Origin of the sequence: Paenibacillus sp. Soil750, assembly GCF_001428045.1 — a bacterium.
Lineage (GTDB): Bacteria > Bacillota > Bacilli > Paenibacillales > NBRC-103111 > Paenibacillus_E > Paenibacillus_E allorhizoplanae.
Genome location: NZ_LMSD01000001.1, coordinates 292,662 through 315,265, shown reverse-complemented (window position 1 = coordinate 315,265; position 22,604 = coordinate 292,662). Strand labels below are relative to the sequence as shown.

General features: G+C 44.2%; 21 protein-coding genes. 7 read left to right on the top strand and 14 right to left on the bottom strand.

All coding sequences use genetic code 11. The features are described 5' to 3' along the window. Nucleotides 1–70 precede the first annotated feature (70 nt). From ade to ASL11_RS01300, 8 genes are all read right to left on the bottom strand, one after another. The gene (ade, locus tag ASL11_RS01335; RefSeq protein ID WP_056608854.1) at nt 71–1,867 is read right to left on the bottom strand and encodes an adenine deaminase; all 1,797 of its coding nucleotides are present in this window, start codon (nt 1,865–1,867) and stop codon (nt 71–73) included. Between the two features lie 116 nt (nt 1,868–1,983). Then, nucleotides 1,984–2,832 carry a DUF3473 domain-containing protein gene (locus ASL11_RS01330; RefSeq protein ID WP_056608852.1) on the bottom strand — a complete coding sequence of 283 codons (849 nt, stop codon included), beginning with the start codon at nt 2,830–2,832 and terminating at the stop codon, nt 1,984–1,986. Beyond that, nucleotides 2,825–3,490, bottom strand: a complete 666-nt coding sequence (locus ASL11_RS01325; RefSeq protein ID WP_056608851.1) for a class I SAM-dependent methyltransferase — start codon at nt 3,488–3,490, stop codon at nt 2,825–2,827. Before ASL11_RS01325 ends, ASL11_RS01330 begins: the two co-directional genes overlap by 8 nt. Before the next feature lie 42 nt (nt 3,491–3,532). Beyond that, the gene (locus tag ASL11_RS01320; protein WP_056608849.1) at nt 3,533–4,615 is read right to left on the bottom strand and encodes a GNAT family N-acetyltransferase; all 1,083 of its coding nucleotides are present in this window, start codon (nt 4,613–4,615) and stop codon (nt 3,533–3,535) included. Between the two features lie 5 nt (nt 4,616–4,620). Beyond that, a complete protein-coding gene (locus tag ASL11_RS01315) occupies nt 4,621–4,959 on the bottom strand; it encodes an EamA family transporter (RefSeq protein WP_056608847.1) in 339 nt (112 codons plus the stop codon). Beyond that, the gene (locus tag ASL11_RS01310; protein ID WP_056608845.1) at nt 4,953–5,357 is read right to left on the bottom strand and encodes a DUF2304 domain-containing protein; all 405 of its coding nucleotides are present in this window, start codon (nt 5,355–5,357) and stop codon (nt 4,953–4,955) included. Before ASL11_RS01310 ends, ASL11_RS01315 begins: the two co-directional genes overlap by 7 nt. Nucleotides 5,358–5,359: 2 nt before the next feature. After that, a complete protein-coding gene (locus ASL11_RS01305; protein WP_056608842.1) occupies nt 5,360–6,076 on the bottom strand; it encodes a glycosyltransferase family 2 protein in 717 nt (238 codons plus the stop codon). Beyond that, entirely contained in the window at nt 6,049–7,332 is a 1,284-nt protein-coding gene (locus tag ASL11_RS01300) for a glycosyltransferase family 39 protein (protein ID WP_056608840.1), read from the bottom strand. The genes ASL11_RS01305 and ASL11_RS01300 overlap by 28 nt, the downstream gene beginning before the upstream one ends. A gap of 207 nt (nt 7,333–7,539) precedes the next feature. Here ASL11_RS01300 and ASL11_RS36235 point away from each other — a divergent pair, with 207 nt between their 5' ends. The 3 genes from ASL11_RS36235 to ASL11_RS01290 all read left to right on the top strand — a co-directional run bounded on the left by ASL11_RS36235 (nt 7,540) and on the right by ASL11_RS01290 (nt 9,739). Next, on the top strand, nt 7,540–7,686 hold the full coding sequence (locus ASL11_RS36235) for a hypothetical protein (RefSeq protein WP_157256761.1): 147 nt from the start codon (nt 7,540–7,542) through the stop codon (nt 7,684–7,686). Between the two features lie 580 nt (nt 7,687–8,266). Continuing rightward, nucleotides 8,267–9,304 carry an eCIS core domain-containing protein gene (locus ASL11_RS35545; protein ID WP_082595193.1) on the top strand — a complete coding sequence of 346 codons (1,038 nt, stop codon included), beginning with the start codon at nt 8,267–8,269 and terminating at the stop codon, nt 9,302–9,304. A gap of 12 nt (nt 9,305–9,316) precedes the next feature. Continuing rightward, nucleotides 9,317–9,739, top strand: a complete 423-nt coding sequence (locus ASL11_RS01290) for a hypothetical protein (RefSeq protein WP_056608838.1) — start codon at nt 9,317–9,319, stop codon at nt 9,737–9,739. A 111-nt stretch (nt 9,740–9,850) separates the two neighbouring features. On the opposite strand, the gene ASL11_RS01285 is transcribed toward ASL11_RS01290, so the two are convergent. Next, nucleotides 9,851–11,077, bottom strand: a complete 1,227-nt coding sequence (locus ASL11_RS01285) for an RtcB family protein (RefSeq protein ID WP_056608836.1) — start codon at nt 11,075–11,077, stop codon at nt 9,851–9,853. 34 nt (nt 11,078–11,111) lie between these two features. Next, nucleotides 11,112–11,894, bottom strand: coding sequence for a nucleotidyltransferase domain-containing protein (locus ASL11_RS01280; protein WP_056608834.1), 783 nt, complete (start codon nt 11,892–11,894; stop codon nt 11,112–11,114). Nucleotides 11,895–12,062: 168 nt separating this feature from the next. Here ASL11_RS01280 and ASL11_RS01275 point away from each other — a divergent pair, with 168 nt between their 5' ends. From ASL11_RS01275 to ASL11_RS01265, 3 genes are all read left to right on the top strand, one after another. Further along, the gene (locus ASL11_RS01275; protein WP_056608832.1) at nt 12,063–13,373 is read left to right on the top strand and encodes a helix-turn-helix transcriptional regulator; all 1,311 of its coding nucleotides are present in this window, start codon (nt 12,063–12,065) and stop codon (nt 13,371–13,373) included. Further along, the gene (locus tag ASL11_RS01270; RefSeq protein WP_056608827.1) at nt 13,360–14,190 is read left to right on the top strand and encodes a WYL domain-containing protein; all 831 of its coding nucleotides are present in this window, start codon (nt 13,360–13,362) and stop codon (nt 14,188–14,190) included. Before ASL11_RS01275 ends, ASL11_RS01270 begins: the two co-directional genes overlap by 14 nt. Nucleotides 14,191–14,538: 348 nt before the next feature. Next, nucleotides 14,539–15,324, top strand: coding sequence for a hypothetical protein (locus ASL11_RS01265; RefSeq protein ID WP_056608825.1), 786 nt, complete (start codon nt 14,539–14,541; stop codon nt 15,322–15,324). 96 nt (nt 15,325–15,420) lie between these two features. Here the strand turns inward: ASL11_RS01265 and ASL11_RS01260 are convergent, their stop codons facing one another. Together ASL11_RS01260 and ASL11_RS01255 are read right to left on the bottom strand one after the other, a co-directional pair. Further along, nucleotides 15,421–16,113 (bottom strand): YjjG family noncanonical pyrimidine nucleotidase, encoded by a 693-nt coding sequence (locus ASL11_RS01260; protein ID WP_056608823.1) that lies wholly within the window; start codon nt 16,111–16,113, stop codon nt 15,421–15,423. Then, nucleotides 16,113–16,574 (bottom strand): carboxymuconolactone decarboxylase family protein, encoded by a 462-nt coding sequence (locus tag ASL11_RS01255; protein WP_056608821.1) that lies wholly within the window; start codon nt 16,572–16,574, stop codon nt 16,113–16,115. Before ASL11_RS01255 ends, ASL11_RS01260 begins: the two co-directional genes overlap by 1 nt. 235 nt (nt 16,575–16,809) lie before the next feature. Here ASL11_RS01255 and ASL11_RS01250 point away from each other — a divergent pair, with 235 nt between their 5' ends. Continuing rightward, nucleotides 16,810–17,313 carry an RrF2 family transcriptional regulator gene (locus tag ASL11_RS01250; protein ID WP_056609588.1) on the top strand — a complete coding sequence of 168 codons (504 nt, stop codon included), beginning with the start codon at nt 16,810–16,812 and terminating at the stop codon, nt 17,311–17,313. Nucleotides 17,314–17,361: 48 nt separating this feature from the next. Here the strand turns inward: ASL11_RS01250 and ASL11_RS01245 are convergent, their stop codons facing one another. Beyond that, nucleotides 17,362–18,150 (bottom strand): class I SAM-dependent methyltransferase, encoded by a 789-nt coding sequence (locus ASL11_RS01245; RefSeq protein ID WP_056608820.1) that lies wholly within the window; start codon nt 18,148–18,150, stop codon nt 17,362–17,364. Between the two features lie 146 nt (nt 18,151–18,296). After that, on the bottom strand, nt 18,297–22,595 hold the full coding sequence (locus ASL11_RS01240) for a golvesin C-terminal-like domain-containing protein (protein WP_056608818.1): 4,299 nt from the start codon (nt 22,593–22,595) through the stop codon (nt 18,297–18,299). Nucleotides 22,596–22,604: the final 9 nt, after the last annotated feature.

Here is a 22,604-nt window from a genome sequence, read left to right as displayed (position 1 = left end):
AAACACCATAGAAAAAAGAACATTAGAATAATGCTCTAATGTTCAGAAAGGTTCGAATTTTATTGATTGGTTAGACGATTTCCACATCAATCAGCTTAAATTGAGTCACATCCACCAACCCGCGATTCGAAATGCGAATTTCGGGAATCACAGGCAGAGCAATGAGGGAAAACGTCATGAACGGCGCGTTCATAGCACAGCCGATGTGCTGCCATGCTTTGTCCATCTGCGCGACTTCCTTGACGACTTCAGGCAGTGTTTTCTCTGACATCAGGCCTGCAATGGTCATTTGGACCTGAGCCAGCACTTTGCCATTCTCCACAACAATCATCCCGCCGCCAAGCTTCACAAGTTCATTCGCAGCGAACGCCATATCCGCTTCATCAATCCCCATCACAAGCAGATTGTGACTGTCATGGGCCACCGTAGAGGCCACCGCGCCAGACTTCACGCCAAAGCCATGGGCAAAAGCAAGTGAAATTTGACCTGTGCCATGATGCCGCTCGATACAGGCCAGGCGAATAATGTCTTGCTCCACATCCGGCAGGATGATGCCTTGTTGAATGGCGAGCTCTGCCGTCATCTTCTCGGTTCTGGCACTATTTTCGATTACGCGGATCACATTGACTTTCGTTTTCTCCTGCTCTGCAGCCGCCCTAAGCTTAAAGTCCTCCGCCGTCAGCTCCCGCTTCACGTTCATCGAATTGCGAATATGAGCCGGGTACGTAAACACAGGGAATTCGACAGCCAGCTCACCTTGCTCCGCAATGATTTGACCATCTGTTATAACCATGGAGGGCTCCATCTTCTGCAGATCTTCCATTAACAGAATGTCAGCACACTTCCCCGGAGTGATCGATCCCACATCATGCTCCAGCTTAAAATAACGTGCCACATTGATCGTGACCATTTGGATTGCGGTAACTGGTTGAACGCCTTCTTCTATCGCGCGTCGTGCTACATGATTGAGATGCCCTTTCTCCACGAGTGTTTGCGGGTTCACGTCATCGGTAACGAGTGAGATATTGGACGTATTGACACCATCCTCGGTGACAATCTTGATGACCTCTTTGACATCATGCCATGCAGAGCCTTCCCGAATCATGAGGTGCATCCCCATGCGAACTTTATGCAAACCTTGCTCGCGGGTAACCGTCTCGTGATCCGATGTAACGCCAGATGCGAGATAAGCTTGCAGCATACGATCATCGTCACTCGGGAAATGTCCCGTAACTGTCTTCCCGCTTTGCAGTGTAGCTTCGATTTCTCCGCACATTTTGGGATCTCCGAACACAACACCTGGGAAATTCATCACTTCACCCAGACCTACTACATTGTCCCATTGCAGTCCTGCTTGAATATCGGCTACCTCTAAGACAGCGCCGCCATCTTCCAAATCATTCGTTGCTGGCACACAGGAAGGGAAGGTCGTGAATACTTTGAGCGGTAAGGGCTGCCCCTCTTCATGCATGAGTCTGACCCCTTCTGAGCCGAACACATTCGCAATCTCATGCGGGTCCATGAAAATCCCGGTCGTCCCTTTGACAATCGCCGCTTTGGCAAATTCCGTCACTGAAAGCATTGTGCTTTCCACATGCATGTGGCCGTCCAGCAGGCCTGGCACCATGTATTTCCCTTTCGCATCGATCACGACCGTCTTCTCCCCGATCGTATGATCAGCCCTTCCTATGAAAGCAATTCGTCCAGCAGCAATCGCGACATCCATATGGGCAATAAGCTCACCAGAATGCACATTGACTAAGGTACCATTTTGAATAACAAGATCAGCAGCTTCTGCTCCTATTGCAACTTTAGCCAGTATGCGGCTGACGTCAGTTAATTTATTTCGATTTGAGGTATACGTCATAGATTTCGTTCTCCTTTACTCCTACATGAGCATCTATTTCAATACATAAATGTACTCCTTAATGTATGTCTGAGCAACTTGTAACTATTTCTTCTAACGGATACCCTATACATTCATCATGTATACTGATTTTTCAAATGCTCCGAAATTGACGTAAAAGAGAATGCCTCCAACATGTTTACAAGCTTAGCCTTGGTACCTTTAATATTGTAGTAATGAATAAAATGCTCCTTGCTCGGAAGCTCCAGCTTATGTTCCCTCGCATCAATTTCGCGCGGATGCAGATAAACAATGGAACTCTTCCCTCGGCGATTAGCAGATTGAATGGCTTTTCGAATAATGAACTCGGGGAAAAACCTAAAGTAAAAACCGCCGGAATAACCCACATTTCTCCCAGCAACTCGCATGACAGACATCGGAACCTCGAAGAGATTAAGTTCTCTACCGTTCACTATTGGCTTATGAATCTCCGTCTTTGCTGTAGGAATCCCATAAAGAAAAGTTTTCACTGGAAAAATACTAGCGTCATACACGAGGCCAAACTCTTCTAATACTTCAAGGTAGTAGAGGTTGCTTTCAACGATCGACCATGACGGCGCCCGATACCCGAGTACCTTCGTTCCGGTTAGATCCTCAAGAATATCAACTGATTTCTGGACATCCGCACGAAACTCTTCTCTGGTTTGCTTATAGGCTAATTCGTGGGCATACCCATGAGAGGCGACATCATGACCTTCACGCGCAATAGCCTTCACGATATCCGGGTAATCCTCTCCAATACAGCCAAGTGTGAAAAACGTCGCTTTACATTTCGCATCGCTGCACATCTGAAGCAAGGTATCCATATGGGCTCGGAAACTAGAGCCCTTCGTGCGATCCGGCGTCACCTGGTCGTAATTCGCATGAAACCATTCTTCAATGTCAAAAGTGAGTAGATTCGTTATCTGTTTTGAAGAATTAGACATGTTTCTTACTCCCCTTGATGGCGAATGATGTGCATAACCGATCCTGCACGTTCCACTCTGCACTTCCTTTCGAAACGTAAGAGAACGGATGATAGATCTTTAAGAACTCTATATGCTCAAATCCGTGCTCTATGAGCACTTTCTTTAATTCATCCATGGCGTACATGCGATCGAATTTTTTGGTTTTCTCGAACAATCGGAGCACTTTCCTCTGCCAAGACCTGCGGTGCAAAGTTTCAATAAGCAGAGTCCCTCCCGGCTTCGTCACCCTAGCCAATTCCTTAATAACCGTCCGATACTGTTCGATCAGCTGAATAACACCAATACACAGCACAAGGTCGAACTTACCCTCATCAAAATGAAGAGCCGTTAGATCATCCGACGATGTTCGAAGTCCTCTTTCCGCGGCAAAGGCAAGGCTTCTCTCCGAAAAATCCACCCCATACACTGTGTTTGACCCAACGAGAGGTTCACTAAATGCACCTACGCCACAGCCGGCATCCAAAATCTCTTTGTCATGAAGCTCTCCGAGCCAACCTAATGTATGATTTCGCTGCAAAAAGAAACTTTCCTCATTATAGTAGTCAGAGGATTGTACGGAAGCGCCATGAACCTCTGCCCTCTTGTCAAAATACTGCTTCCAGCTAAGATTAGCCATGCTCTATTTCCCCCGATTGTCATGTCACATATTGTTGGTTGGTTACGGCATTAGATACTTTATGAGCTGCTTACCTACTGGTTCTGTCACTATGTTAGGCATTCTCTTCCAGAGTTCGATGAAGAAACGCAGCTTTTCTTTATCTGGAGGCCCCGCCTCTTTATTGGTGCTGCCCATCACGAAATATGTGAGTTGCTCGGCAGCAGCCCCCCATTGTTCTTTGTACTTATACGTGCCTGAACCGGTTTGTGAACGACCGAGATCAAGCTGCTTTAGCCCGCTTCTTATCCCGAATTTCACGGCTTCCCAGTACATAAAGTTATTGAGATATTTGTGATTATACGCCGTCAAATTCGCACCATAGGGATAATAAAGTGTGGAGTCCCCCGGACTTATTAATAGCAGCATCCCACCAGCTACCTCACCTGTCTCTGCATCTAGGACGGTTTGCAGCACCGCGTGCTCAGGAAAATAGTCGAAGAATCTTTGGAAAAATCGGATATCTTGCGCTGGTGAACCCAACTGCTTCATTCGCCGAACATAGACCTTATGAAACTCTATCAGATTCCCTTTATCATAAGAAACCTGAAACCAGTTGTTCTTGTAGACCTTACGGATATGGTTTCGATTATTGCGAGTGGAGAGAGACAGAACCTCATCTTCATTAGTTAATGGCAGCACGAAGGTGTGGTTGGTATCGTTTAGTTGACCATGATCTGTATCCAATTGCTTAAGCACCGAAGACAACTGCTTGCCTTCGCACAGCATCGTCCCGTTCTTAAATCTCAACTCGATGTAACGGAGACGGTATTTCTCTTTCAGCGTCGCGATTGCGGCAATAGCAAATTGCGCGGCTTCCTCATTTAGGGCACACACATCCGTATAATTGACAAAGGGGAGCGAAACGCCTACCCGCTTGAGTCCTAAGTTGCGACCACTCGTTAATGGAATTAATGCGCAAATCTGGCCACTTTGATCAACCACAGCATGATACAAGCATTGATAACCAAACGTCTCGAGCAGAATCTGTCTAAATGATAATGTATGAAAAATGGTCCCCTGAGACCAAGCCAGCCTGTCCCAGTCTTCCTTCATATCTTCGGTATAGGGCACACAACGGTACATGCAGACTATCCTCTCAACCATAAAATGACACCAATCATAATAAACACGCACCCAGCCCATTTCATCGCGCTAATTTGTTCATGGAAAATCATAATCGAAACGAGAATCATAAAAATATATTGAATACTCGACACGAAGGTCACATAACTGAGGTCAAATTGGGACAGGCAATAAATCCAGATGAAGGCTGCCAGCGCGTAAAAGGCAAAGCCGGTTATAATCAACGGTGTTGTCATGTAACCTATCGCGATAGCCATAATTCCGCCCTCGAAATTGACGGCTCGACCACCTATTTTAAGCAGGGTACTCGCCACAACGGTCATGAGTACACTGGCAACTAGCATGATATATTTGATGACTTTTCCTCCTCATTGCTTTTCTTCTCAAGCTCTTCTAGCCTTAGCTTCGTCAATCCCAGTTCCTGCGTAAGCGCTTTGTTATGTAATTTTAAACCTGAGATACTTATACTCGTATTCAGCAGGAGCAGATAGGCAGAGGCGATCAGAATGGCAAAAAATGCAGATGGTGCATAGTCGATGCCGAGTAGTTTAGAGAACCACTCCATCAAATTCGTGAACATGGACATGATTAACGTAAAGATACCAATCACAAACCATACAAGTGCATATTTCTCACGAAGTCTTCTAGCCCTTACCATCATAAATACGGTACTCATGAGAATTAAACTAAAGACGACGCCCATTAATTGCACACTATACAAATGATGTTCACTCGTTAGCATTCCTACCACCTCGTCCTTGTCCTTGTAAAAGAGAATAAGATCGACATAATTACTTTTGTCATATAATAGGGACTTTGGATCGGGGTTATGGAGGAGACACCGTGTTCACGCTCTCTCATCTCAACGCCGATTTCCCCGATGCGAAGTCCATGTTTGCTAATCAAAATAATGGCGTCTGGCTCTGGGTAATCGTCTGGATAAAATTGGCTTAACAACTCTATGCTCTTGCGATTATACATCCGAAACCCTGAAGTCCCGTCGGTAATCTTCGTCTGAATTAACAAGCGAAATAAGTAATAGAACACTTTAATACCAAGGCGCCTTGTCCACGTCGTTTGGAACGATTTAATATCTAGAAACCTCGAGCCGATGACCATATCGGACCCCGTTTGCGTCATATACGCAAATAGCTTGTCCACCTCGCTGGGAAGGTGCTGACCATCGCCGTCAATTTGCACCATATACGAATAACCGTTCTTCTCGGCATATTTGAAGCCAGTTTGCACCGCGCCGCCAATCCCTAAATTATAGGAGAGGTCCACAACTTTGACGCCATCTCCTGCTTGCTTGGCTATCGCAGACGTGTTGTCCTTCGAGCAATCATTAACAACGAGAATATCGTATCTAGGAAGATTCTCACGAACATCCTTGATTACTTTTAGAATATTGTTCTGCTCATTATAGGCCGGGATCACAATGAGTGCTTGTTTCTGTTCCATTGAAGCAACTTCCCCCCAAATTTGTTAATGAAGAATAGCATTATGCGGATCAATCTCTCGACACCATACCCGCAGACGATACAAATAAAGGGTAAAGCAGGCAGCTTATAGCGATACATACTATCCATGAACAACACCATACAAAATAGGAATATCGACACAATAACTAACCAAACAATCGATGTTTTTCTGAATAGGTTGTTCTTTATGGCAGCGTAAGTTCCGAATAGAAATAGAAGTGACGGGACGACATCCTTGCACAATTTAATAACCCCAGCCAGACTCCGTATATCCGTCTTCCATACCCACCAGCCGATAAACGCAAGAGCCCTTCTGCCATATAACAACAGTACATGATCCCAATTATGAATAAGAAAGCTCAGGATCAAACTGCCGAAAATATCAATGCGATAATCGGGACGATAGGCATAGTCATGACCTGAAGGGTTATCATAAATCCAGCCTTTGGCATATATATTGTATAAAACCAACTTCGCATTATATTGAAGGGATGTGAGAAGTGGATTCAATTTGTGAGTAAATACAAGAAAACCAACAGCTGCGAAAACGATTAGTAAAGCGCATACAAACTTATATCTATGCTTCTTGAGGAAAGCGAATAATGGATATCGGTTAATTTGCAATGCGATGTAAATGAAAATAAATGCTAGTGTCAGGACTCCCGTTGGGCGGAATACCAGCATGAGGAGCGAAGAAATGAGAAATAACGAACCCATACCTTTATTGTTATTCTCAAGCGTTTTAAGAAGAAGGAAGACATTCAACAATACTAGATTCATAAATAAACTATCTGAAAGAATGTACATCGACCAAACCGTAATATGCCAAGATGTTGCATAGAAATACGAGGCTACTATTGCGGTAATTCGGTTGAATAATCGACGAGTGATGAGGTAAACCAAGATCACACACGATGCAGTTGTTACAGCCTGTATAAAAACAACGATATATTCTTCCTTAAACACACCTATCAATATGGCGAGAATGAGGTTATAGCCCAAGTAAAGAAGATCATTCATATGTAAGCCAAGCTTGAAATCTGTTAACAGGGAGTGGGCGTAATTCAGATACCACTGCGAATCTTCCGATTTCGGGAGTCCCTTCTCTGAGTGCAGGATAAAGAAAAAGTACTCTAATTTCCTCTTTAGTGAAAGCACGACAAGGGGGAGAATATAGATCCATTCGTAATTCTTGTATCGCTGATAGATTTGATTAATTCGCTCGATAAGATACACTCTGCCAACAACTCCAAATCTGTCATCATAATTGTGATGAAATTGTAAAAAAAGTGTGATTTAAATGTGAAAACAACTAGATTTTCGACATTCTCTGATGAAATCCTGCTTCTTATGGACTATTTCACAATAAATTAATTTATTGTTTAATTGCCCCGGAAATGCTACGATTTAAATCGTAATATTAATATTACGGGAGGCGTAAGGATGAACAACGAACAAGACAAACCTATGTATTACGATGGAAGCGGTACGATTCAATTACCTCAGTCAACGACAGAATGCAAGGCTATCATTATTAAACCCGTAGGTGTGAAAATTGAACATGTTCAGATTCCTTACTTTCCTTATTGATAGAGATTTTACTATGAAACTTTCATCTGAGTAGTGAAAAAGGCAGTCCCTAAGGCTATACCTTGGGACTGCCTTTATGTTATTCCATCTCTCCACTCACTCGCTCACCTTCGGCAATCTGATCGTCACTGTATGCTGCGATCAAATTCCATTTTTGCTAATACTCGGTGTTCAGAATTACGTTGAACTCAACCGTCGTATTCGGGTTAGAGACGTCAGACAAGAGACTGCCATTGTACTAAGCCACTTTCTATTTGTGAACATTTCATCGCCCCCGTTTATCTAGCAAATTTGAGATTGGCCATTTCGCTATCCCTTAACCCAATTGTAATCGTTTCATTTCGCGCTTTCCGCTCCAAATAATTGACCTTGCTCACTTATTTACATCATTTTCGCAGGTTGCTTACGTATCACTATTTTTGTTTTGTTCTCTTATCTTGATATTACCTTGTGAATTGGGAGGAATAAACGCAACTTTAGAACTGTTGTCCAATGGTAACTTTTACCTTAAAATAAATAAGGAAACGAAAGGAAATTTGTTGAAAGTTCGGTAATTTACTTAGGGCGGTGAATTGTATTCATGAGTTATCAATCACATGTGAAAAATAACCAATCGTCAGAACAATACGATAAGCAGAAACCCTCTAACAGCTCAGCCAAACAAACTGGAACAGCGGATCGTATGTCCCCTTTTTCCACTTCACATATCGCACAACTACAGAGAACCATCGGAAATCGCGCCGTCGCTCAATTATTTAGATCTCAATCTCCAGCACCATCCGAGAAGCCTATTCAGACCAAAAAAAATAACACGGGCATGCCCGATAATTTGAAATCTGGTGTAGAAAACTTATCCGGTATATCCATGGATTCCGTTAAGGTGCATTACAATTCCGATAAACCTGCTCAGTTGCAAGCCTTGGCTTATGCACAAGGGAATGACATCCATGTAGGACCTGGTCAAGAGCAGCATTTGCCGCATGAGGCTTGGCATGTCGTCCAACAGCGTCAAGGCAGAGTGGCACCTACGCAGCAAGCTGGTGGGGTCACCACTAATGATGATCACGGATTAGAATCCGAAGCTGATCGTATGGGGGCGAAAGCATCTGATTTCGGCGGCGAGCGTATGCAAATGAAGAGATCGGACAACGATAGTTTAGTAAGTGGAGAAGCATCAACATCATCGGATACGATTCAAAAGGTGGCTGCCACCCTATACGACGGATTGGATGCCAATGATCCAAGTACATATGATGTCGGTGGTGGACATTCCTATGCCGATCATGGGGCGCATACTACGGAAGAACAGCAACGCGAACGATTGAAAAGCGGTACCGCGCCTTCAGGTCGGGTGAGTAAAGTGCCAACGGGCAAAGCCGCTTCGAAATTCGTCTCGGATGATAAGCATAAGGCGGCCTTCACCAGTGCTTACAGCACTTTGGTGTCCAAAAACGCACCGAAGCAGAAGCTCGTCGGCATGGGTACCATAATCAGCGTACCAGGGGCAGGGGTCGGTTATCTCCGCGATGGTACAGAGGTCACTTGCGATCAGGTCCAATTAGATATTCAGCCAGACAACGGCAAATTGAAAATCAATACGATGTTTCCAGTAAGTTAGGAGGTGTAGGGCATGGAGTCATCCGAACGGAATACATTGCGTCAGCTCTTGGATGAGCTGACTATAGCATTAATTGCCGACGGTTTGCAGCAGGTTAATAGGCAAGCTTTGGCGGAGCACATTGCGGAGAACGAGCTCGATGAAGCAGGGGCTGCTCCTTCTTGGCTTATTGATCTCCTCACCGCGGTGAACGATCGAAAGGTCACAGGTCATTGGGTTGATTTCAAGCGAGGGACAGGCGATGACACGAATGTTTTCGATTTCATCCGGCACCTGCATGAGGTGCTCCCTATAAAGTATGAGAACAATGAGGAGAGCTGGTTGTTAACCTTTCCAAAGCTCCAGCTGGAAGCTTGCATTTCGTTGGAAGGTTCTTGCTACAAGGTAAGCGGTATTGGCGATACGTGGGAATTAGAGGATGCGTTGAATGAGTAAAGGCAGTCCCCGAAGTAGAATTCTACTTGGGGGACTGCCTTTATCGTTAGTGAGAGGGGGCTGTAGTGATGTTTTTCATCACTAACAGCATAGATTTCACCTGTTTCCCCCCTAATCCTTATACGGATCGAACTCATCCGCTCCTGCCATACAAACACCGATCGGCTTCAACACGTGCAGCACCTCAATCGTCTCCTCATGCGCGCCCAGCACATCTTCCAGCTTCCGATAGACAAAAGGACTTTCGTCCGTACCCGCTCCACGAAGCTCCACACCGTAATCTTTGACCGCATTCATCATGCGATCTGGTGAAATTTGACCTCCGCTTCTAGTGCGGTTTCTCCAGTTCATTTTGCCTGCCGCTTGCGTCCGACTCATCACCCTGCCGGCGCCATGCACCGTGCTGTAGTAAGCATCTCGATTCTCATCAGTGTCTTTCCCTCTGACGATCACGGAGATATCGCACATGCTTCCCCCGATAAAACCAAGTTGCCCCGGCGCAGAAGGCGTAGCCCCTTTACGGACTACTATAGTCTCTTGACCATCATGCTCTTCTTTCCAAGCAAAATTGTGATGATTATGCACCGCGAAATCCGCATCAGCTCCTAAAATAGCCAACACTTGCTCCATCACATAGTCTCGCCCTGCATAGGCATAGCGCCCTGCCAGCTTCATAGCTCTGTAATACATGTCTCCCAGCTCGCTCGACAAATCCAAAAGAATCGGTGGTTGATCCATCTTCTCACCTGGTGCGTTACCCAGAAAGTCGCGGCCAGCCGTCAGATTAATGAATCCACTCGCTGTCTTATGACCGAACCCGCGGCTGCCAAAATGATTCGCCACCCACACTCGCCCCGTGCTCACTTCCTCAAACACATCCACAAAATGATTCCCGCTACCTACGGTTCCAAGCTGATCACGAGCAAGTGCCTTTAACTTGTCATGTTCTTGTTTACCAATTGCTTTGTAAACATCCCAATCTGGGTCATCGAACAATTCATGATCAACTTTTTCATTATTCACGCGCCCGATACCGAAGGAAATTTTGCGTGCAATTTGATCCATCATGCCTGCCATGCGAGGCTTGATATCAGCAGCCATTAGATTCGTTCTTACGGCTTTATTCCCGCAGGCAATATCATAACCTACGCCTGATGGCGATAATTGACCGTCGTATACGACAACTCCGCCTATCGGCTGGCTATACCCTTTATGATGATCAGCCATAAGAAGGGTTTGAACGACTCTTCCTGTTTCTGAACATGTTTTCGCTTGTGACAAAGCGCCCTCATCAGGCTGCCCCCAGACGCGTACGCCGTTAATATTTTGATAGGTCATGTAGCTCAGCTCCTGTAAGTGAAAATTGTAACACCTATCCCCATACTTCCTTCAATGCCGAACGAAATAACTCGTCTAGCTGCCGATCCTGACCACCTTCACCAACCTGCATGACGGATGCGGCTTGATCATAGTAGGCGATTCTCGTCTCTAAAAACTCATTAATCGGATTGATTCTTGGCTCATAATCCATTTCGTCACCGGCTATTTTACGAGCAAGCAGCTCTTGAATAGCTGCCTTCAGCGGACTGCCCTCTGGTACTAAACGATCGACTAGATCTTGAAACTCGATAGGTGGCATCGTGTTATTTCGCTCGATCCATTCACAGGCCAAGATCGGGCGCAGGACATAGAAATACTTTTTGATTTTGACATGATCACCCTGCAAGTATTCCCGATAATTCCCCTTTGCCATGTGCAAATAGTGGTGCATACACGATTTTGGAGAAAACGTGAGTGGCGAAATACGACGGATTTGATCGGCTACCGTAAAATTCTCCAGATACGGTATGGGAGACTGTAACCACTCAAGTAAAGGCGGATTCGATTTACGAAATAAATTCAAAGCCTTCCTCAGGTCCCAGCCATTGATATCCAACATATCGCTGATTGGTCGCTCGATGACATCGCGTTTATCATAAATCGAAAGATACCACTCTACTGGCCTTATATATATAAATCTTACGTCATAATCGCTATCTTTGGAGGGGAAGCCCCATGCACGACTGCCTGATTCACAGGCATACAAGATACAGACGCCTTCTTCCTTCTCGATCCGTTTCAACTCTTCTAGGATTTGTTGATGAACATCTAACATTTGACTTCCTCCTTTGATACATGTAACCCTCTTATGTACCTATCTTCCCTCATTTTCATTTCATCGAACATGGCAAAAGTATTACGACAACAGAGAAAGTTTACCATTTCGCCCAATTCCATCCCCTGATACAATGGAAATAAGATGTAGATTGAACGGAGGAGTAGCGTGGCTAAGGAAAGCTTTGATAAAGAAATCCAGTTTCTGCGCATGCTCGTGCTGACGAGTGGTGCCTACAACAGACAGCAGTTCTCAGAGAGACTGGGCATTTCTATCCATACTTTTGACAAGACGATCCGACGGTTAAAAGAAATCGTAAGCTCCACGTACCAGCACTTACCGCAGGAGGAGCGCAAAGAGTTCGCCGAAACGATTCGCTTCAGCTATTACGAGTCCACCGATCCGATGCTCCTATTCTTGTTTCGAGCCAAGTCACTGAAGGAATCGGAATCTCAGAGAATCTCATTGCTGCTGGCCGCGATGAACGAACAAGCTTTAACAGCCATGGAACTGTTAGACATCTGTTGCACCAGTCAATCTTCCGATCTATCCTTGCCCGATGAGAAGACGATCCGTTCTGATCTTAAGTATCTGGAAGAAGTTGGTGTCATCTCAAGGCAAGCAGGTGCTCGTCCCTATCGCTACCGCATCCAAAACGATTTGATCCACGGATTATCGAACAAGGAGCTTTATGACCTCTATGATTTCGTAGATGTCATGGCGAACACGCAGGTCCCTTCTGTTCAAGGCTATTTGCTGCGCGATGGCTTGAAGAAGCATTTGACTCGCCAACATGCTGAGAGGCACGCCATTGAGCCTTTTTTATATAAATATCACTATTATTCCCGCATCTTAGATGAAGCCCATTTGTTCACGATCCTGAATGCGATCCGCAATCGTCGTAAGGTTCGTTTCTTATATTTTTCACCAAAGTCCGAAAAAAGCTACGCCTCCAAGAACACCAACCCGTTATTCGAGAAGGATACGAACGGAAAAGTGGAGAAAACGCTCCCGCTGAAAGTAATCTATGATCATCAGTACGGGAGATGGTATCTTCTCGCAAATGGCAGAGAGGGGATTCGGAAATATCGGTTGGAAGGGATTACGCAGATTGAAGAAGATGAATCCGTTGGCGAAGATGTCTTTGAGAACAGGTTGAACGAGCTTCATGCGAAAATTCAGTATAGCTGGCTGATAGACACGGGGCAACCTGTGAAGGTTCGTGCTCGATTTTACAATCCAGAAGGTTCTGCGCCTAATTTTGTTAGGGAGCGTGTATGGCTGCAAGGTCAATGGGGGCAAATCGTGCAGGAGGATGAGCATTCTTTTATCTATGAGATCCTGGTTAACGGGACGACAGAAATTAAGCCTTGGCTGCGCAGTTTCGGGTCTAGCTGTGAAATTCTTGAGCCGGTTCAGTTCCGCAGGGAAATGATCGCTGAATGGAAGGAGATTCAGGCTTATTATGAATCTGTTTGAGAAGATTTTTAATTACCAAATTATTTCCCGGCTAGAAGACTCAGGTACGTTCATGGTCACTTCGCACGAAAGGGCGTGGCTCAAAACAATGCTCGGGCATCCTGCTGCGGATAAGGCTTTCACTTCCGAAACGTTGGATAAACTACGAGTAATCCTAGGTCAAGATCGGATCATGGACACCTCGGACCATCTCATTGAAAAAGCCCGCAGTAGGGAGAAACATGTCTACCACCCGCTCCTGCGAACTTTACGTAGGCTTATTACGGAGAGAAGTGGAATACGCTTAACCTATGAGATTAAAAGCGGACGCATGCAATCAGACCAATCCGGGCTACCCTATAAATTAGAATACTCCATGGTCAAAAGGGAATGGTACCTGCTCTGGTATGATTTTCGGCATCACACGATCATGCGTACTAAATTAGATAAGATTATAAGTGTTACTGCTGAGGCATTGAAAACAGAGGATGCAGATAGCATTATGGTAAAGAGCAAAAAAGCTCTAGACGCACGCAAAGGCGAAGCCGTCATTGAAGTTGTTCGTGATTACAATAGAGAGCTGTCGCGAATTCTATATGCCCTTTCCAGTTTTGAAAAAGACGTTGCATATGATACAGAGAAGGATATCTATAGAGTCAGGGTAACTATTTTTGGCGACGAAACGGAGTATCTGCTTTCCAAGGTCCGTTTTCTTGGAAAGCGAGTTCGTGTGGTCGAGGGGGATTTTTTAAGAAGACGTATGCTGGAGTCGGCGACAAAGGCTTTGGCGCGTTACGGAGTTAGTTCGGTTGGTGAGGAAAAGGAGGGAGCTATATAAAACCTACGGATGAATGGGATACTGGTAATACAAACAAAATCGGAAGAAACAAGTCGCATATTTGGATTGCGATTGCGGGAGCCGTGTTTATTGTTTCAGGAGGGCTGTTCCTGACGTGGCTCTCTATTGAACATTTTTTAACACAGATTTGTGAGATTACTCATTGTTAGTTCAAGCATTAGGAACATAAGAAAATATATAATTCAAAAAACAAACACCAGTTAACACGAACATAAAGTGTTAGACTGGTGTTTGTTTTTTCACTATATATCTCAATCTGAGGATTTGTCCTATATCAAAATATGAAACGGCACATATATTATTGTACTGCAAAGGAGGTGCAAGTCAATGTCAGGAAATAATAAGAATGATATTTTAGTAAGGATTCAAAAACAACTGATTGCTATTAACAATGCTGTTCTTCTCAATAGAAAGAAAATAATTGAATTTAGACAGACTTGCAAAAAAGATGAAAAAGTTATCTTATTACAGATTAGAAAACAACTGAGGGCCATCAATAGAGCAGTTCTCATTAATCAGCACACGATTGGAACTAAACTAGTTCTCTCAGGCAAACAATTTGATAAAGATTCCTTGCTGAGAATACAAAAACAACTTAAAACAATCAACCGAAATGTTCTTATTAATCAAAAAATGATTGATCATCTCTTAGCGTGCAAAAAATACAATGATGAGATTAAAAAGAGTTTGAGAAAGATCAATAAACAACTTAAAACCATCAGCAAGAACGTTCTACTTAGTCAACGTATTGTTGATAATTTAATTCAGCCACCAATTACCTCATGCCCTCCGGGTCATACTTGTGTTTCTGTACGATTAATCGATGGGTTAGGACTAGACTTAGATGTTGATCCCAGTGACCCAAGTATTAAAATCACTGTGAGAGTGTTCGGGGCACCTGTTTTATCTGGAACGATAAGTTTGAGGAATCCAACGTTTAGTTTAGGCGGAGAATTTGGTCTTTTCGTTTTAGAATTGACTTTCAGAGGGGAATTTGGAGACCTTGCTCATGGTCATTTTAGACTTATCTTGGGTGGTAGAGCATGCATTGGACCACCAATTGACTTTTTACGTACCTGTACCAATTTCAACCAAATTATTTTTGATAGATAATCCACAATTTTTATATCGAAACATTGCAAAAGCTTCCAAAGCCACAAAACGTGTGGTTTTGGAAGCTTCTTTTTTTAATCTATGAAGTGTAGGCAATCATTTTGCAAGGGTGCATATCTCATATAATTCCACTAAACTTTTGATCGTGTACGTGCTTTGAATTTCTGTAGAGTCTTTCTGTGACTTCGTGTTCATCCAACAGGTATCAATACCTGACAGAATACCACCTTGTATATCGGTATTTAATGAATCTCCGATAATCAGTGCATCTTTTTTATTAAAATCTTTAATCTGACTCATCACATAGTCGAAAAATTCTTTTGCCGGTTTGGCGAATCCAATGCTTTGAGAATCATAAATGCCTTCAAAAAATTCATATAAGCCTGAGAGCTTCAATCGTTTTATCTGAGTTTGGGTGATGCCATTCGTGATAATAAACAATCTATGGGATGCAGATAGGCTCTGACATAATTCTAAAGCACCTTCCATAAGCTGATTTCCATTGCCTAGCAGTTCCCTGTACATATTTTCCCATTCAACGCCATCCACAACATGTCCCAGCTTTAACATCGTATCTGAGAATCTTGCGTTTAGCACTTCATCTAAAGCAATTTTGCCATTTTCATAGTCAGTCCATAGCTGTTTGTTGACGGAATTATATACACGAAACAACTCATCCGATAGCGTATATCCGTGTTGCTGAAACAATTTGTTTAATGAATCTTTTTCATTAGCGCCAAAATCTAACAACGTATCATCTAAATCAAATAGAAGTATGTGATAACTCATTATTTATGAGCCGCTGGTTGATAATCTCCTGGTACCATACCCGTTGAAATGGCAATTCGATTCCAACAGTTGATCGCATTAATCGCCATAATTAAGTTGGCAAATTGGCCTTCATCGAAATGGTTGCGAACTTGCGCATATAATTCCTGCGGAACGCCAGCCTCCGAAATTTTGGTCACAGCCTCCGTTAATGCGATCGCGGCCCGCTCTGCTTCTGTATAGAAAGGAGCCTCACGCCATGCGTTGAGCATATACAATCGTTGCTCCGTCTCCCCCATCGCACGCGCATCTTTCGTATGCATATCCAGGCAGTAAGCACATCCATTAATCTGCGAGGCGCGAATTTTAATCAACTCCAACAATGTGTGATCAAGACCACTCTTCCTTACGTATCCTTCCAATTTTAAAAGTGTTTGAAAAGCTTCAGGTTGTGCTTTCGTATAGTCGAATCTGATTTCCATGTGTGAGTACACTCCTTTATTTTTAGTTGATATAAGATATCGCCTCGCCATATCGTCGATGATATTAATCGTCGATTAACTATATCTACAATATAACCATTTCGCTAATTACTGTCAACGATAAATCATGGGTCTTTTAGCTGAAAACACCAAATCCCCCTATTTGACAAGGGGTTTAAATCAACCTAAGATGTTTAATAGCAACCTTTATATAGAACTGAAAGCAGGTGTTGGGATGCAGTATAGTATTGGCGTTGAATATGGACTGCATTGCTTGGTATATCTCATTGATATTCCTCCTGATTCAACCATAGGGATTAAAGAACTGTCCGCTTTTCAAGGCGTTTCGGAAACCTATCTTTCGAAGATTTTTAGTAAATTAACCAAAGCTGGCATTGTAATCTCTGTCCCTGGTGTAAAAGGAGGCTATAAATTAGCCAAGTCGCCTGCGGATATTTCTTTTTGGGATGTCGTTGAAGCTGTTGAAGGTGCTTCTCCGATTTTTCAATGCAAGAACATCAAAAATAATAGCTATCTTTGCCGTGATGAAGACTATGCCGCATGCGCTAAAGCTTCTCCCTGTTTGATTAACTTAACCATGCGCGAAGCTGAAGATAGTATGCGCAATGTTCTCCGTAACAAGTCGCTTACTTGGTTAAACGAAGAACTTGATCGCGTGTTAACTCCTCAATCCCGCAAAGATACACGTGAATATTTTGCGAATAGCAACCATGTTTAGTGGTGAAAATAAAAACTTAAAGAAACCCACAGCAATAGGCTGTGGGTTTCAACGATACAACGGAGATAACTCCACATCCAATTTATCAGCAATTAGCGTATAGAACTCTGGAAATCTTGGATCTGCCTTACTTGCAATCTCTTCAAATGTTCTTATACATAATCCTGTTGTTCCAATGGCAGTAATGATTTCTCCGACTGTCCAACTTCGAACTAATACCTTACTTAACTCAGAACGTTCTTCCTCGGGGAGCAACTTAGCAAAGGCTACTTGCCCCTCTTTAATACGATCATCGAAGTAGTTACCAGTTGGCTGCGGCAAGTTGTATGTGTTCAGCCATGCTCGTGCGAAAGGATGAAAGTCAGTCAAAATAAACCGACCATTTTTCCCAAGTCTACGACGAACAACGCTGAAAATAGCATTGAGGTCTGTAAAATAATGCAAAATACCAAACTCCATCAACACGATGTCAAATTGGCCTAATGCTTCTTCATTTGGGATATCCAAAACATCAGAACAGATATAGTCAATTTTGACACCAGTAGCAGCAGCAACCTGCATCGCGTACAATCGATTTTCTTCCGATATGTCCACCACCGTCACTTCTGCACCTAACAATGCAAGAGATATTGCCTTACGACCGTGTGAGCCGAGTAAATTAATAACTCGCTTGCCAGCTGGATCACCCATATACTTTAGCCAGTAGCGTAAATGATGTTTGTGTTCTAGCTTCAGTTTTTCTGCAAGTTCTTCTGGTGTTCCATAATTATGAACCCATGCCTGATAAGCTTTCGTTTCCCATGCAATTTTGTTCGCAGTTGACAGTTGTTCTTGCAAATACATACCTCCCAGATTTATACAATTGATACTAGCTGGTATATAATACCACCCGCGTGCTGATTGTCAATATTTTCTTGCCAAAGAAATAAAAGAGCCGAATGGATCGTTCTCATCCACTCAGCTCTTAGGTTTCTATACCAAGCTTACTTCGTTACTTTTACAATCATCGTATCACTGGATGTGGCTCCGGCATAGTTGACGAGCTCACCGCGATATTGATAGGTGCCAATTGCTCTATTTGTCACGCTCATTACTGATGATTGGGCATTCGGCGTATGATTGGTCAGTGCTTCTGTATAGATGAGAATACCGTTCTCATATAAATTGTACGTCCCGCCATTGGTTCCCCACCACATATTCATGCTGACTTTGAAATTTCCATCACCATCCCAGTTATCGCCCGACAGAACTGGTTTGTCCGGCGCTGCTTTCGTGACTGTTACAATGTGCGTACTGCTCGTCGTTGTGCCGAATGCATTAGTAAGCTCCGCAAAGTAACGATAGGTCCCATTCTTTTTGCCGTAAACTGCGGTTACTACCGTTTGTGCATTTGGTGAATTGTCAGTAAGGATTTTCGTATCGATTAAAACATCATTCTCGTAAAGATTGTAAATTCTACCATTTCCTCCATACCGCATGTTCATCGTAACATTGTATGTACCGTCCAGAAGTCCGGTATCATACCCATTGTCATCGGATAGTACCACTGTACCCGGTTTAGCTTTACTTTTTGCTGCAATATTGCTAACTGTTGCCGTTGCCGTTCCATGATTTCCTGCTTCATCGACGAATTCGAAGGTAAAGCTCCCGTTAAAGATGAACGTATAGCTGTTTGAACCCCCATTATTCGTAATCGTTACCGCTTCGCTCGGTGTGATTGTGGCAATCACACTTTGTGCGTTTACCACGCTATAGGCCACTGTTGCAGTTGGTGATGCATGATCGATATTACTGACTACATAATGAGTTACATTGGATACGTTGCCTGCGGCATCGCTTCCTCTTGCGTACACCGTGTTATTTGCGGAAACAACGACAGGGTCTGTGTACATTGTCCATGTGCCGTTTGTTCCTATTTTGTATTCATTTGCCACTGCATCAGCCGGATAACTGATCGTTACGATGACATCGGTGTTGGTTGGTGACATCACCTCTGCCGATAAGGTTGCTTCTGCCGGAGGTGCTTTATCGATCATAATGATTATCGTGTGATAGGCTTCGATATTCCCCGCATTGTCAACACTCCAATAAACAAGTCTATGAATACCATCCACTGTCAATGTAACCGTAGTACCGGTTTGTTGCGGACCGCCATCTACGGTGTAGTTTATAGCTGCGATCCCTGATTCACTATCACTTGCGTTAAAGCTTACGGTTACATCATGGTTTACCCAACTTGTCGGAGCATCATCTGTGGTCATTGGAGCTGTCTTATCATTCGACGTCACTTTCACTTCAGCCTCGGCATAAAGGGACGTCAATGGATTCGTGACACGGATCACGGCACTGCCAACAGTCAGAGCATGCAGCTGTCCTTGGGCATCAATGGCTGCCACATCGGTGTTCGTGCTGCTCCAAAGCAGATTTTGATCCGTTGCTTCGCTCGGCGTTATCCCCGCCGTAAATAGATGCGTATCTCCTATTTGCAAATCAAGCGCCTGGGTATTCAAGCTGATGCCCGTAGGGGGGATAAACTCGAACTTGGCCACGTCCGCACGAAGCGGTCTGTCATGAGCTGAATTCGCATCCTCGACCGTGATGTAGCTCGCACTTCCTCGCGGCAAATCATAGATGCCCAGTACCTGCCATGAGCCTTGCAGAGTAGATTGATCGACGATCTTAGAATCGCTCTTTACGCCATCCGTATAAATCGAGTATTCGGCAGCTTTCGTCGTATACACCGGAGTCGCAGGCGTTCCTGGTAAATAAACCGATACCCTATATCGTCCGGGCTGGGTGATTGTCGGCGTCCATCTGGCCGATGCGCCCGTTGGATTCGTAATTGCTCGCGAGATGCCGCCGTTATAACCTTGGAGAACCGTAGAAGTCACCCACTTATTCGTAGCGGTTCCTAGCGGCCCATTGATTTCCGTGTAACCCCCGTTTGTACCATAACTGTTATAGATCGTAACCTGCTGAATGGCAGGCAACGTTACTCGGACCCTCGCCTCTGCATAGAGGGAAGTTAACGGATTCGTGACACGAATCACCGCTTCTCCAACTCCTGTCGCATTCGCATGCCCCTCGGCATCAACAGTCACGACTTGGCTGTTCGAACTGCTCCAAACCAACGTCTGGTCAGTGGCCTCAGCAGGTGTAAACACAGCCGTGAAGGTATGCTTATCTCCAACCCGTAAATCTAAGGAATCGGTATCCAGAGCAATCCCGGTCGGAGGGATTGACTCTAACTTGATGACATCTGCCCTAAGAGGTCGATCATGAGCTAGGCTTGTGTCTTCGAGCAGGATATTGCTGCTTGTTCCCCTTGGAAACTCATAGGTACCCAATACCTGCCATGATCCCTGTAGAGAGAATTGATCAACAACTTTCGTTTCCTGTTTGACTCCGTTGATATAGATCGAATAAGCAGCCATCTTGGTGGTATTCACCGGAGTGGCGGGCGTTCCAGGAAGATACGCTGAAACCCGATACCATCCGGACGCGGAAACATTCGGTGTCCATTTGGCCGTTGCACCTGTTGGGTTCGTAATCGCTCGCGAAATACCGCCGCTGTAGCCTTTGAGCACGGATGACGTTACCCATTTATTAGTAGCCGTTCCAAGCGGTCCATTGACTTCCGTATAGCCCCCCATACTGTAACCACTATATAGGGTGATCGGATTGGTAATGGTCGGCGGTATCTCTTCAATATAAGGAGCCTCCAACCCACCCTTTACATAAATCGGGTTCTCATCGAGCCGCAGCCGCACGTAACCATTCGTTGGTGAATATGTTAACGTATTTCCCATGATGTCCGTGACATCGAGGCTGCTGTGAGTATACAGCTTGAGGTCGGCTCCCGCAGGAGCGTACATAACTCGGATATCTTCCGCTGCTTTTAAAAACTTATGAATATAAATTCCGGGGAAAACATCCTCCGTGGTTTGGAAATCCGCTCCCGTTAATTCACGGGTCATTGTCGCATAAGCAGCGTATGCCGGCTTAGGAACATAAGCACCTTTGGCATCGTCAGGATTGCGAATCAAACCGAACGTTCCCTCGAATTCATTCGGAACTGTAGATTTATTTTGCAAATTATAGATATTGATTTTTTGGATCCCATTAGCCAAAGCAGTGACAATTCTTCGAGTCACATAGTTGGCTTGGACATGCTCATTGAAATTAAAGTTGCTGAATCCTGTCTCCGAAAGATTGATTGGTATGGTTTGATTGTTGTTATAGGTTTTCATTATATTTTTATGCCTGTTGATATCTTTAACAAAATCCTCAGGATTCCTCGTATACGAATGAAACGAATATTCATCCATATAATTCAGCGCGCCCTTTTGATAAAGCGCTTCCAAAAATGCGTCTGAACCCAGTTCACCAAAGACAAATCCTGTTATTTTCACATTCGGAAAAAGGGGATGAATTTGTTCGTAGGAGGTTTTTAACAAATTGAAGTAAAAATCCGCTTTCTCTGCCTCAGTGCTAAGTCCCTTCCCAAACGAAGGAATGTCCGGTTCATTCCAAATCTCCACCTGTCCGATCTGGGGATATCTGCTCAATACTTGCTTGCCGTATTCAGCAAATGCCGCCCTTGCCTCCGGACTCGTCGGCGCATTTCCCTCATCGTATAAATTATTATATAACGCCAGAGTCATATAGGGCTTGAGATCGTTCGCCGCCACACGCGACATGAAGTCGTCATGGAAGGATTTGAAGCTATAAACCCCCTTCGTCGTATCCTCGATGTCCCCCCAGCGCAAGGCATCCCTGACATACTTAACTCCCATTTTTTTGGCAATCGGTATCAGCGCAGCAGAATCTTGAGCAATAAGATCGGTTCGAGCAGCATGCGTTTGTACAGAAAAATGTGAATCCGCCACTTGGCTCAGATCGAAACTGGAAACGACCGCAAAGGATGTATCTTTGGAGGCAATAACGTTCCCGTTTTGCTTGGCTGTAATAACTAAGTTGAACCATCCCTTTTTCCCAGGATTAACGGTTAGCAAGGTCGTTCCATCGCTTACCGCTTGGCTTCCAGACTGTACGGTGTTATTCCAATAATCGGAATAAACCCAATCAATCGAGTCCCCATCCGTATTGATTTTGAAGCTCTTGGTGTCATTTTCATAGAAAATGTTACCTACTGTGTTCTGCTCGATGGTTAATGCTGCAGCATAAGCCACTTGGTTTCCTGAGATCAAGGTGAACCCATACGTTGCTAGTAGAGCAAACACCACAAATGCAGAACTTAGACGACTTATCACTCTTTTCATTGCCTAACA